We start from the raw sequence: 12186 nt of genomic DNA on the forward strand, positions 1-12186 counted from the left end.
CCCGGCCAGCGCCGCCACCCGCCTCGACCGCGATTCCACTCCGAGCGAGTTCTTGTGCTTCATCATCGGCATCGAGCACCCCCATGTGCGGGGTCTGCCCGAACAGACCAACGTAGGCCAGACCCTATGTTCTGGATGCGGTCAGCAACCACCGAAAGCCAACTCGCGCGGGCAAAATCCCCGGCCACGTTCCGCATCGACAGCTGCGCCTCCTCCACGCAGAACGCGCCGCCGACACCGAGGTGGCCAGCGGGCACGGCGGCCGGCCCGCCGCTTCGACCGTCGACCATCGAGGTGACGATCGTGCCGCGGTCGCGTCCGCTCTGGAGGCGGCCCGGCCCACGGAGGCCGAAGGTCGGTCTGTTTCCACGAGTCTCACAGGAGCGCGGCAATGGCGTCTGCGAGAGCGGCGTCTAGATGCTCGTCGGTGGCGTAGTACCGCTCGCGGTCGGGCTCGGTGTCCGGTCGGTCGCGGTGCTGCACGTTGACCAGGAGCTGGCTCAGGCGCTGCTCAGGCCAAGCGTCCCAGAGGCTTCGCAGGTTGGCGATCATGCGGGCCTGGACTAGCTCGCGGCGCTCCGCGTCGCGGAACAGATCGTCGATGGCCTGGTCCTCCCGCTGCTTGGCGGCGTCCGCGTCGACCGGTGTGTCGAGGTCGGGGACGCCCGCCGCACGGAGCCCCGGGTGGCGACGTAGGGCGTCGAGGAGCCACTGGGCTTGGGCGGGGGAGAGGTGCACGACCTGCGTGCCCGGCTGGCCGTCGTAGTCCCGGCGGACGTAGACGCCGACCCAGTTCTTCTCGGCCGCGTGGGTGAGGACAACCTCTTCGTCGCGCTCTGCGTGTCGCCAGGGGTCCTCGGGAGGCGCGGGCAGGCTCGTGACGAAACGGTGGGCGTCGACCAGGCGTTGGTGACCGTGACGCCCGATGGGATCGTCGCCGTCGGCCAGGTGCACCTCCACCTCGTCGGTGTCGTAAGTGGCAGCGATGCCGTCACGGAGCGGTTCGAGGGCACGCCGTACGCCGGCGTAGGTGCGGGCCACGGTCTGGCCGACCCCGTCGACGACGATCTCGAGAGCTCCCAGGCCAGCGACGGCAACCTTGGCGACGGGTCGGCGAGGCTCGCTCATGCCCGCTCCGGCGAGCGCAGCGGGGGGTGGGTGCGCCCGTACTCCAGACACCCGTCACCGCGGTCGTGCGGGCAGCCGCACGAGCACGCCGCCCACCGGTCCTTGAGGCTGGTGGCGTACGGGTTGATGACCCGGCCGCGGCAGGCCCGGTGGCCTCCCCTCATGCAGGTGGCGCTGATGAGACGAACCGCGTTCTCCGACTGGGCCTCCATGAAGCCGGCCACCTTCCCTCGAATGTTCACTACAGCGTACAGAGGTTCGAGTGCGGGGCCACGACGGTTGCTCGCGTGCAAGCGCCCTCCGAGCCCGTCCCCCAGGACTGGGAGGAGTACGCGAAGGAGCTCGGGCGTCGTCTCCAGGAGGCACGTGGTGCCCGCACCCAGGAGGCCATCGCGGCCGAGGCCGGCATGAGCAGGCCCTACTACCACGGTCTGGAGCACGGACGCTGGCGCGGGCGCACCGCCTCTCCATCGCTGCATGCCCTGGCGCGGGTCGCTCAGGCTCTCGGTGTCGACTTGGCCGAGCTGATCCCGCCAACCAGTGGGCTTGCCGTGCTGGACCCGCCAAGGTCGCGTCCGGTGGGCGGCGACCCCCCGGCGCCAGGTCAGGCCTAGGGGTACCGGAGGGCGCGGACCACATGCTCTGCGCGGAGCTCGTGGACAACGGCCTGGAGGCGGCACCCCGCCGGCCACGTCAATGGGTCGAACAGGTGCTCCCAGCTGCCGGTCAGCTCTTGCCGCAGGCCCGGCGGGTACCGGTCGTGCCGCGCGTGGATGGCCTTGTCGCCCAGCGCGGCGTCGACGCGACGGTGGAAGTCATCGAGCAGCGGCTCGGCCCGCGCCCACCAGGCACCGTCGGTCTCCCTGGGCAGCGGGGGCACGTGGAGCATCCCGTTGAGCACCTGGTGCCAATCGTCGAATGGGAGCACGAGGGCCGCGTCCATTGGCACCGCGACCTCGAGCAGGACGCTGTCCTGCTGGCGGCCCTCGAGCCGGAGGTCCTCGGCGAGGTCCCGCCAGGTGGTCCGAGCCCACAGCCAGACCGCCTCGGGGCCGTCGGTCGGTAGCCGTCGGGCCATCTGCTCGACCAGCCACTGGTAGGCGACTCGGAACTCGGGGTCGGTGTGCTGACGGGTCTGCCGGTGCACCCCGAGGTGCGCCAAGGATTCGTACGCCGGCCGCGCCTGCACCGTGAACAGCTTGGCCTGGCCGGGTGCCGCGCGCCGGGGTATCCGCCACCGCGTCCAAGGGCGGAGCCGGGGCAGTGCCGCGTAGTCTGGGAGCGGCCGACCGGGGGCAGTGCCGGGCCGGGCCGCGAAGCCGTCTCGGACCACGACGACAGCATGCCGGGCCGCCGGTGGACCCTTCCTTCAAGGACCCGTTCGAGTCCGCATAGAGTCCGCAGTCCAGTCCGACACGACCAACGCAACCAACGCAACCAACGCCGGTTTGTCCAGGTCATAGCCAACCCGAGGTCCGATGTCTCTCCGCGCCGTTGCGGCAGGCGAGTTCCGCTTCAACGTCTGACGCGCCGTGCCCGACACCCGGCCCCGCCGCACCTTCGCCGTCATCAGCCACCCCGACGCGGGCAAGTCCACCCTGACCGAGGCGCTCGCCCTGCACGCCCGGGCGATCACCGAGGCGGGCGCCGTCCACAGCAAGGGTGACCGCCGGTCCACCGTCTCGGACTGGATGGCGATGGAGAAGGCGCGCGGCATCTCGATCACCTCCGCCGCCCTGCAGTTCGCCTACCGCGACCACGTCGTCAACCTGGTCGACACCCCGGGGCACAGCGACTTCTCCGAGGACACCTACCGGGTCCTCTCCGCGGTCGACTCCGCCGTGATGCTGGTCGACGCGGGCAAGGGGCTCGAGCCGCAGACCCTGAAGCTCTTCCGGGTCTGCGCGCTGCGCGGCATCCCGGTCATCACCGTCATCAACAAGTGGGACAGGCCGGGCCTGTCGGCGCTGGGGCTGATGGACCTGGTCGAGCAGAAGATCGGTCTCCGCCCGACGCCGCTGACCTGGCCGGTGGGGGAGGCCGGCGACTTCCGCGGGGTCCTGGACCGCCGCACCGGTGAGTTCGTGAAGTACACCCGGTCGGCCGGTGGGGCCACCCGGGCGCCGGAGAGGCGGATGGCGCCCGAAGAGGTCGAGGAGGTCGACGCCGAGGTGTGGTCGGCCGCGGTCGAGGAGCACGAGCTGCTGGCCCTGGACGACGCCGACCACGACCAGGAGCGCTTCCTGGCCGGTCGTACGACGCCCGTCATGTTCGCCTCGGCCCTGCAGAACTTCGGGGTCGCCCAGCTCCTCGACCTGCTGCTCGACATCGCCCCCGCGCCCCACGACACGGCCGGCGTCGACGGCTCCGTCCGCAGGGTCGACGACGACTTCAGTGCGTTCGTCTTCAAGGTGCAGTCGGGGATGAACGCCCAGCACCGCGACCGGCTGGCCTACGCGCGCGTGGTCTCGGGCACGTTCGAGCGGGGGATGGTCGTCACCCACGCCGACACCGGTCGGCCCTTCGCGACGAAGTTCGCCCAGGCGGTCTTCGGCCGCGACACGACCTCGGTCGAGACCGCGGGGCCCGGCGACATCATCGGCCTGGTCAACGCCAGCGCGCTGCGCGTCGGGGACACCATGTACGTCGGCGACGCGGTCAAGTACCCGCCCGTGCCCTCCTTCGCCCCCGAGCACTTCATGACGGCCAGCGCGGGCGACATCAGCCGCTACAAGCAGTTCCGCAAGGGCATCGAGCAGCTCGACCAGGAGGGCGTCGTGCAGGTGCTGCGCTCCGACCTCCGCGGCGACCAGAACCCCGTGCTCGCGGCCGTCGGCCCGATGCAGTTCGAGGTGGTCGAGGACCGGATGACCCACGAGTTCAACGCCCCGATCCGCTTCAGCCGGCTCGACTACGCGGTCGCCCGGCGTACCGACGCGGCCGGCGCCGAGGCCCTCAAGGGCGTCCGGGGCGTCGAGGTCCTGGCGCGGAGCGACGGCACGCAGCTGGCCCTCTTCGTCGACGAGTGGCGGGCCGGCAAGGTCGCCCGCGACCACCCCGACCTGCTCCTCGAGGCCCTGCCTGCGGGTGGGGCCTGACGCGGCGTCACTTCGGCGTCGCCTCGGCGTCAGCCCGACGGGGTGGATGAGGCCGTCGCCCTCGGATCCCGCCGCGCTCGAACGGCGGCCGCTGCGGCGAGCGCGGTGGTGATGGGGACCGCGGCCACCAGCCCGAGGGTGGCGACGACCGAGCGCACGACCTCCTGGGCGATGACCTGGTCGACGACGACGCCGGTGAAGGAGTCCTGGCCGGCCACGATCAGCACGAGCAGGGGCAGCGCGGAGCCGGCGTAGGCGAGGACGATGGTGTTGATGACCGAGGCGATGTGGGCCCGCCCGACCCGGCTGCCGGCGCGGTAGAGCGCGCGGAAGCCCATCGATCGGTCGGCGTCGGCCAGCTCGGCGACGGTGGCGCCCTGGGTGACGGTGACGTCGTCGAGCACGCCGAGCGAGCCGATGACGATGCCGGCGAGGAGCAGGCCCTGGGTGTCGACGCGGTAGGCGGTGCCGACGGAGAACGACAGGTCGTCGGTGATGCCCGTGAGGTGCAGCGCGGCGACCGAGAGGGCCGAGAGCAGACCGGTCAGCGTGAGCGCGGCGAGCGTGCCGACGACGGCGACGGTGGTCGAGAGCGACAGCCCGTGGGTCAGGTACAGCACGGTGAGGGTGATGGCCGCGGCGCCCACGATCGCCACCAGGAGCGGCGGCTCGCCCTGGAGGATCGCCGGCACGACGAAGAGGACGAGCAGGCCGAACGACACCGCCAGGCCGACCAGCGCCGCCAGGCCGCGCCACCGGGCGAACGCCACCACGGCCAGGGCGAACGCGACCACCAGCACCAGCAGCGCGCGGCCGCGCTGGTGGTCGACGATGGTGTACGCCGTGCCGTCGGGGTTCTCGACCTCGACCATGACGATCCGGTCGCCGACGTCGACCTCCGGCGCGCCCGAGCCGTTGGGCAGCGGCACCTCGACCTCGTCGCCCGCGTCGGCCCCGTCGGTGATGCGCACGGTCGCGGTGCCGCAGCCGTTGACGTCGTCGGGCGCCTCCTCGGGACAGGCCTCGGCGTCGATCGCCGCCACCTCGCCCTCGACCTGGGCCGCGGCGTCGACCGCCGCCGGGCCGTCGAGGCCGTCGGTCGGCCGCAGCACCACGAGCGCCACGAGGGTCAGCAGCGCCAGCGGCACCACCACCGCCAGCGCCGTACGACGCATGCCGCGCGTCTCGGTCGCCGCGTGTCGCGGGTGGTGGGCGCCCACGGTGCTCCTCTGGCGGCGGTCGGACGAGTCGCGGACAGTGTCCCACCGTGGTGAGGGAGGACACGGCCGGACCGGGCCTAGAGGTGGTCCCCCTGACCGCCGTCCGGCGAGATGGTGAGGGGTGACCACTCCTGACCCCGCCCCGTCCCTGCGCGTGCTCGTCACCGGTGCCACCGGGTACGTCGGCTCGCGGCTGGTGCCGCGACTGCTCGAGGAGGGGCACACGGCGCTGGCGGCCAGCCGCGACACCTCGGGCACCGACGACTACCCGTGGGCCGACGACGTGGAGACGCGGGCCTTCGACGTCGAGGACGACGACCTGGTCGGCCGGGCGGTCGAGGGCGTCGACGTCGTCGTCTACCTCGTGCACTCCATGGGCTCGGAGGACTTCGTGCGCAAGGACCGCGAGGCCGCCGAGCGGGTCGCCGCGGCCGCGGCGCGGGCCGGCGTGCGCCAGGTCGTCTACCTCTCCGGCCTGGTGCCGAGCACGGACCCCGACGAGCTGTCCGACCACCTGCGCTCGCGGCTCGAGGTGGAGCAGGTCTTCCTCGACGGCGACGTCCCCGCCGTGGTGCTGCGCGCCTCGATGGTCATCGGCGCCGGCTCCACGTCCTACGAGCTGCTGCGCCGGCTCAGCGAGCGGGTCCCCCTGCTCACGCCCGTGCCGTCGTGGATGCGCAGCACCATCCAGCCCGTCGCCGTCGAGGACGTCGTCGAGGTCGTCGCCGGGGCCCTGCGCTCCGCGGCGGCCGGCCAGACGCGCAACCGGCACTACGACGTCGGCGGCGAGGAGCGGTTGACCTACCCCGAGCTGCTCGCGACGTACGCCGAGGTGGCGGGCCTGCGCCGGGCGCGGTTCCTGGTGCCGTGGGTGCCGCAGAAGGTCGTGGGGTGGGCCTGCTCGGCGATCAGCGGGCTGCCGGCCACCGAGGTCACCTCGCTCGTCGACAGCCTGCGCCTCGACATGGTCTGCGAGGAGGACGACGTGCGGCGCGACCTGCTGCCACCCGACCACGAGCTGGTCCCGGTGGCCGAGGCCCTGCGCCGCAGCCGCCGCGGCGGCTCGGCCCCGGGGACGGCGACCCGCGGCGACGTGCAGGCCGGCGCCCCGACCGACCCGGCCTAGCCGCCCCTAGCCGTCCCTAGCCGTCCCCGGCCGCCCGCGGGGCCGGGGCGCCGGCGGTCCCGTCGAGGGCCGCTCGGTGCTCGGCCGCCCGCCGCCGGTAGCGCTCGGCGTTGAGGCGGGTGGCGGCGACCTCGTCGTCGGTCGTGGCCCGGCGCACCCGCCCCGGCAGCCCGAGGACCAGCGAGCGGGGCTCGACGACCACCCCCTCGGCGACCACGGCGCCGGCGCCGACGACGCTGCCGGGGCCGACCACGGCGCCGTTCATGACGATCGCGCCCATCCCGACGAGCACGTCGTCGCCGATGCTCGCCCCGTGCAGCACCGCCCGGTGGCCGACGGAGACGCCGCGGCCGAGGACGAGGGGGTAGCCGGGGTCGGCGTGCAGGACGACGCCGTCCTGCACGTTGGTGTGCTCGCCGACCTCGATCCGCTCGGTGTCGGCGCGGGCCACGACGCCGTACCAGAGCCCGGCCCCGTCGCCGACGTGCACGTCGCCGAGCACCCACGCGTCGGGCGCCACCCACGCACCCGGGTGGATGCGCGGGTGGCGCCCGCCGAGGCCGAGGTGTCGCTCAGCCGACACGCGTCGGAGGGGTCGGGGCCGGGGTGTCGGCCTTCTCCGGGCCGACGGGGGCCGTGGTGGCGCCGTCGAGCGAGCGCCACCGCGAGACCGACCAGGCCACGCAGGCCGACATCGCGCAGAGCCCGGCGATCAGGTAGAGCCCGAGGTCGTCGGAGCCGGTGAGGTCGCGCACCCAGCCGTAGATGTAGGGCCCGGCGAACCCGCCGAGGTTGCCGACGGTGTTGACCAGCGCCAGGCCGGCCGCGGCGGCGGTGCCGGCCAGGAACTTGGTGGACATGCCGAACGACAGCGGGATGCCCGAGCACAGGCCCATCGCGGCGATCGCGACGCCGACCAGGATGACGTACGGCGAGTCCGCGACGATCGCGGTGAGGATGCCGACGACGCCGAGGACGGCCGAGCCGGCCACGTGCTTGGGCACCTCGTCGTGCTTGCGCGAGTGGTGGGCCCAGAACAGGGTGAAGAGCACCGCGCAGCCGTAGGGCACGGCCGTGAGCAGGCCGACCTGGACGATGGAGTAGTGGACGTCGAAGCGCTCCTGGAAGCCGTCGATGATCGTGGGCAGGAAGAAGCTGATGGCGTAGAGGCCGTAGACGAGGCCGAAGTAGGAGACGCCGAGGATCCAGACCTTGGGGGTCCGCAGGACGCCGCGGACGCCGCCGTGGGTCTCGGCCGGGCCGTCGGCGGCGAGGTCGTGCTCCAGCACGGCCCGCTCGGGCGCGGTGAGCCAACGGGCGTCGGAGGGCCGGTCGGGCAGCAGGAAGAGGCAGGCGACGCCGAGGAGCACGGCGGGCAGGCCGGTCACCAGGATCATGAAGCGCCAGCCGTCGAGGCCGAAGGCGATCTCGTGGCCCGACTGGACCAGCCACGAGGCGAGCGGCGAGCCGATGGTCGACGACAGCGGGATGCCGACCAGGAAGAGGGCGAAGGCCTGGGCCCGGTCGCGCTGGGCGAACCAGTAGGTCAGGTACAGCAGGATGCCGGGGGTGAACCCGGCCTCGGCGACGCCGAGCAGGAAGCGCAGGACGTAGAGCATCGTGGCGTTCTGCACGAACGCGGTGGCCGAGGCGACGATGCCCCAGGAGACGAGGATGCGGGCGATCCACTTGCGGGCGCCGTACCGGTGCAGGGCGAGGTTGCTCGGCACCTCCAGCAGCACGTAGCCGACGAAGAAGATGCCGGAGGCGAAGCCGAACATCGTCGCGGTCAGGCCGAGGGCGTCGTTCATGCCGTTGGGGCCGGCGACGCCGATGTTGCTGCGGTCGAGGTAGTTGACGAAGTAGCACAGCAGCAGGAACGGCATCAGCCGCAGCAGCACCTTGCGGCGGACGACGGGACGCAGCGCGTCGGCGTCGGCCGGCAGGGCGGGGGTGGGTGTGGACGTCATGGGCCTCTCCATGGTCGGGCATCACCGGTACGTCGGGCCACCGACGAGCAGGTGCGGGGCGGGCGGGTGTGGGTCGTTGCGGTGGTGCGGGTGGTGGGTGGTGCGGTGCGCGGGCGGTCAGCCGCCGGCGCGGAAGACGTCGACGACCCCGGAGTCGTCGCCGTCGTCGAGCCCGAGCTCGGCCGCGCGCAGCCAGGCGGCCCGGGCGGCGGTCGTGAGGGGCGCGTGGGCCCCGGTCTCGGCGGCGGTCCCGGCGACCAGGCCGCTGTCCTTGACGAAGACCGACAGCCGGGTCCGCGTCGGGCGGTCGGCGGCGGGCAGGGCCATCCGCGGCCCGCGGTCGGCGAGCATCCAGGACGCCGCGGCCCCGGTCGGCAGCAGCCCGGTCACGACGTCGAGGTCGAGGCCGAGGCGCTCGGCGAAGGCGAGGGCCTCGCCGGCCGCGGCCAGGTGGACGCTGGCGAGCATCTGGTTGACGAGCTTGAGGGACTGGCCGTCGCCCGGGTGCGGGCCGACGACGTGGAGGGTGCCGGCCGGCTCGAGCGCCGGGCGGGCCCGCTCGACGTCGTCGGCCGCGCCGGAGACGAGCAGGGTGAGCGTGCCGGCCTCGGCGCCCGGCACGCCGCCGGTCACCGGGCAGTCGACGACGGCGAGGCCGTGCTCGGCGGCCCGGGCTGCGGCGTCGCGGACCACCGCGGGGCCGACGGTGCTGGCCACGACCAGCACGGCCCCGCGCAGCGCCCCCCGTCGTACGACGGCGGCGTCGAGGAGTGCGAGCAGCTGGTCGCCCGTCGCCACCACGGCCACGACGACGTCGCAGCCGGCGAGCAGGTCGAGGTCGGTGCCGGCCTCGATCCCGTCGGCCCGGACCGCGGCGACACGCTCGTCCGCGACGTCGACGGCGCGGACGGCCAGCCCGGCGCGGTGCATCCGGACGGCCATGGGGCCGCCCATCGCCCCGACCCCCACGACCCCCACGCAGGGGGGTGCGCTCGAGGCGGACGGGACGGGGTCGGTGTCGGTGGAGGTCACGAGCAGTGAGTCTCCGACCGTTGTGACCGGGGTCACGACCGCCGGGTGTCGGGACTTGGCCCCCCGGTTTCCTCTCCCTGTAGGAAGCCGGGGTGGGTGTGGTCGACGGGGGTCAGTCGGGGAGTCGGTCGGGGAGCAGCTCGAGCACCTGGAGCCCGAGGTGGAGCAGCAGCCGGGTGCGGCCGTCGGCGAGGTCGACGCCGGCGAGCTCCTCGATCCGCTCCAGGCGGTAGTACAGCGACGTGCGGTGCAGGTGCAGGGCCTCGGAGGTGGCGGGCGTGGCGCCGGCGTGGTCGAGGTAGGCGCGCAGCGTCTCGACGAGGCGGCCCTGGGGGTCGCGCTCCTGGAGGCGGCGCAGCGGTGCAGGGACCAGGTCGCGGGTCAGCTCGCGCTCCGGGATGCGCAGCAACAGCTCGAGCGGCCCCAGCTCGGCCGCCAGGGCGAGACCGCCGGAGGAGGGCACCCGCCGGGCGGCGCGCAGGGCGACGAGGGCCTCGTCGTGGGCCCGGTGGGCCTCGAGGAGGCCGGGGCGCACGGACCCGACGCCCGCGACGGTGCGCACGTGGTCGCCCAGGACCCGGCCGACGGCCTCGCGCAGCTCGGTGGCCTGCTCACGCAGCCGCTCGGGCGGGGGCGGGCGGTCCCAGGTCTGCAGCAGCACGCCGCGCGCGCCGAGGACCGCGCCGGCGGCGTACCCGGCCCGTGACCGCGCCACCCCGGCGGTGGCGATGCGCAGGCCGAGGGTGGCCTCGGTCGCCTCGAGGGTGCTGTCGCGGTCGTCGAGCTCGAGGGCGGTCACGGTGACGTGGGCGGCGTGCCGCAGGACCCCGAGACGGTCCAGGGCCCGGGTGCCGGCGTCGCGGGCGGCCGGGTCGGGCCCGACCAGGTCGGCGACCGCGTCCTCCTGCTCGCGACGCCGGTGGTCCTGGCCCAGCTGCTCGCCGAGGAGCAGGGCCCCGATCTCGTGCCCGGCCCGCACCACCTCCTCCACCTCGGGCTCGCCGAGGGTGCCGTCGGCGTCGATCACCAGCAGCAGGCCCAGCAGCTGGCCCTGCCACCGGATCGGGTGGCACAGCCGCTGCACCATGCCGAGGTCCTCGCGGGCCGGGATGGTGCCGGGCCGGGTCCAGCGGGCCACGCCCTGCCCGAGGATGTGGCCGATGGCGGGGCCGCCGACGTCGCGCTGCAGGACGGCCCGCACGCGCTGCTCGTCGGCGTCGCCGTAGTGGCGGCTCGCGGCCAGCAGGTTGACCTCGGGGTCGTCGAGCACCACCGACCGGCCCAGCCGCTCGGCCAGGGTGTCGACGAGGTGCTGCAGCTGCCGCTCCGCCATGGCCCGATCCTCCCGCTCCTCGAGCGACTTTCCTACAGGGAGAGGAAGATCGGGGCGTCTTTCCCGCCTCGGGCCGGTGGGACGGGGGAGACCGCCGTCACAGACTGGCGCGGTGACCACGGACCCCTTCCTGACCGGGTGGGCGCACACCGCCTTCGGCAAGACCGCCCCCGAGACCACCGTCGAGCACCTCATGGCCGAGGTGTCGACCGCCGCGCTGGCCGACGCGGGCCTGGAGCAGCCCGACGCGGTGTTCGTCGGCGTCTTCAACGCCGGGCTGTCGCGCCAGTCGTTCGAGGGCGCCCTCGTCGGCGCGGGCCAGCCCGACCTCGCCCTCGTGCCCGCCTCGCGCCACGAGAACGCCTGCGCCACCGGGAGCGCCGCGCTGTACGCCGCCCTGGACTTCGTGCAGTCCGGCCGCGGGCGGACCGCGCTGGTCGTCGGCGCGGAGAAGATGACCGGGGTCGGCTCCGACGTCGTCAACGACGCCCTCCTCGGCGCCTCCTACCGGCCCACCGAGGAGCAGGCCGGCAGCTTCGCCGCCATCTTCGGCCGCCTGGCCGACACCTACGCCGACCGCTACGGCGACCCGCGCGAGGCCCTCTCGCTGGTCGCGGCCAAGAACCACCGGCACGGCGTGGCCAACCCCTGGGCCCAGATGCGGCGCGACCTCGGCGTCGAGTTCTGCTCGGTGCCCTCGGAGAAGAACCCGGTGACCGCGGGTCGGCTGCTCCGCACCGACTGCTCGCTGGTCTCCGACGGCGCCGCGGCGCTCGTCGTCACCACCGAGGACGTGGCCCGGGCCGCCCGCCGCCGCGTCCGGGTCGCCGGCCGCGCGCACGCCAACGACGTCTTCGAGGTCGCCCGGCGCGCCGACCCCCTCGCCCTCGACGGGGCCGCGCGGTCCTTCCGCGCCGCGCTGCGCGAGGCCGGGACGACGCTCGACGGGCTCGACCTGCTCGAGACCCACGACTGCTTCACCCTGGCCGAGCTGCTGCAGTACGAGGCGTTCGGCATCGCCGAGCCCGGCAAGGGCGGCACCGTGCTCGCCGAGGGCCTCACCGAGCGCGACGGCCGCCTGCCGGTCAACGTCTCCGGCGGCCTCAAGGCCAAGGGCCACCCGGTCGGGGCGACCGGGGTCTCTCAGGCCGTGATGGCCGCCTTGCAGCTGACCGGCGAGGCCGGCGAGATGCAGCTCCCGGCCGCCGACCGGGCAGCGGTCTTCAACATGGGCGGCGCCGCCGTGGCGTCGTACACCACCGTGCTCGAGGCGGCCTGA

12 protein-coding genes are annotated in these 12186 nt (G+C 74.1%); 4 read left to right on the forward strand and 8 right to left on the reverse strand.

Annotation, left to right across the window (positions count from 1 at the left end):
- Positions 1-375 precede the first annotated feature (375 nt).
- Positions 376-1128, reverse strand: coding sequence for a hypothetical protein (locus tag FJQ57_RS21015; protein WP_139984176.1), 753 nt, complete (start codon positions 1126-1128; stop codon positions 376-378).
- Positions 1125-1292: a hypothetical protein gene (locus FJQ57_RS22725; RefSeq protein WP_170219545.1), complete on the reverse strand. Its 168-nt coding sequence runs from the start codon at positions 1290-1292 to the stop codon at positions 1125-1127. The genes FJQ57_RS21015 and FJQ57_RS22725 overlap by 4 nt, the downstream gene beginning before the upstream one ends.
- A 123-nt stretch (positions 1293-1415) precedes the next feature.
- Here FJQ57_RS22725 and FJQ57_RS23825 point away from each other — a divergent pair, with 123 nt between their 5' ends.
- Positions 1416-1742 (forward strand): helix-turn-helix domain-containing protein, encoded by a 327-nt coding sequence (locus tag FJQ57_RS23825; protein ID WP_170219546.1) that lies wholly within the window; start codon positions 1416-1418, stop codon positions 1740-1742.
- Here FJQ57_RS23825 and FJQ57_RS21025 read toward each other — a convergent pair.
- Positions 1739-2317 (reverse strand): DUF3841 domain-containing protein, encoded by a 579-nt coding sequence (locus FJQ57_RS21025; protein ID WP_170219547.1) that lies wholly within the window; start codon positions 2315-2317, stop codon positions 1739-1741. The genes FJQ57_RS23825 and FJQ57_RS21025 overlap by 4 nt on opposite strands.
- 343 nt (positions 2318-2660) lie before the next feature.
- On the opposite strand from FJQ57_RS21025, the gene FJQ57_RS21030 reads away from it, so the two are divergent.
- Complete coding sequence (locus FJQ57_RS21030) at positions 2661-4226, forward strand: peptide chain release factor 3 (protein WP_139984182.1); 1566 nt, start codon at positions 2661-2663, stop codon at positions 4224-4226.
- Positions 4227-4255: 29 nt separating this feature from the next.
- On the opposite strand, the gene FJQ57_RS21035 is transcribed toward FJQ57_RS21030, so the two are convergent.
- On the reverse strand, positions 4256-5446 hold the full coding sequence (locus FJQ57_RS21035) for a YibE/F family protein (protein WP_211349275.1): 1191 nt from the start codon (positions 5444-5446) through the stop codon (positions 4256-4258).
- A gap of 121 nt (positions 5447-5567) precedes the next feature.
- Between FJQ57_RS21035 and FJQ57_RS21040 the strand changes: the two genes are divergently transcribed.
- A complete protein-coding gene (locus tag FJQ57_RS21040; protein WP_139984184.1) occupies positions 5568-6572 on the forward strand; it encodes an NAD(P)H-binding protein in 1005 nt (334 codons plus the stop codon).
- A 16-nt stretch (positions 6573-6588) separates the two neighbouring features.
- On the opposite strand, the gene FJQ57_RS21045 is transcribed toward FJQ57_RS21040, so the two are convergent.
- The 4 genes from FJQ57_RS21045 to FJQ57_RS21060 form a co-directional block, all read right to left on the reverse strand.
- Positions 6589-7155, reverse strand: a complete 567-nt coding sequence (locus FJQ57_RS21045) for a gamma carbonic anhydrase family protein (RefSeq protein WP_139984186.1) — start codon at positions 7153-7155, stop codon at positions 6589-6591.
- The gene (locus FJQ57_RS21050; RefSeq protein WP_139984188.1) at positions 7145-8542 is read right to left on the reverse strand and encodes an MFS transporter; all 1398 of its coding nucleotides are present in this window, start codon (positions 8540-8542) and stop codon (positions 7145-7147) included. The genes FJQ57_RS21045 and FJQ57_RS21050 overlap by 11 nt, the downstream gene beginning before the upstream one ends.
- A 117-nt stretch (positions 8543-8659) precedes the next feature.
- Positions 8660-9574 (reverse strand): NAD(P)-dependent oxidoreductase, encoded by a 915-nt coding sequence (locus FJQ57_RS21055; RefSeq protein ID WP_211349277.1) that lies wholly within the window; start codon positions 9572-9574, stop codon positions 8660-8662.
- A gap of 112 nt (positions 9575-9686) precedes the next feature.
- Positions 9687-10907: a PucR family transcriptional regulator gene (locus tag FJQ57_RS21060; protein ID WP_139984190.1), complete on the reverse strand. Its 1221-nt coding sequence runs from the start codon at positions 10905-10907 to the stop codon at positions 9687-9689.
- Positions 10908-11019: 112 nt separating this feature from the next.
- Here FJQ57_RS21060 and FJQ57_RS21065 point away from each other — a divergent pair, with 112 nt between their 5' ends.
- On the forward strand, positions 11020-12186 hold the full coding sequence (locus FJQ57_RS21065; protein WP_211349285.1) for a thiolase domain-containing protein: 1167 nt from the start codon (positions 11020-11022) through the stop codon (positions 12184-12186).

The sequence above is a fragment of the Nocardioides litoris genome (assembly GCF_006346315.1).
GTDB lineage: Bacteria > Actinomycetota > Actinomycetes > Propionibacteriales > Nocardioidaceae > Nocardioides > Nocardioides litoris.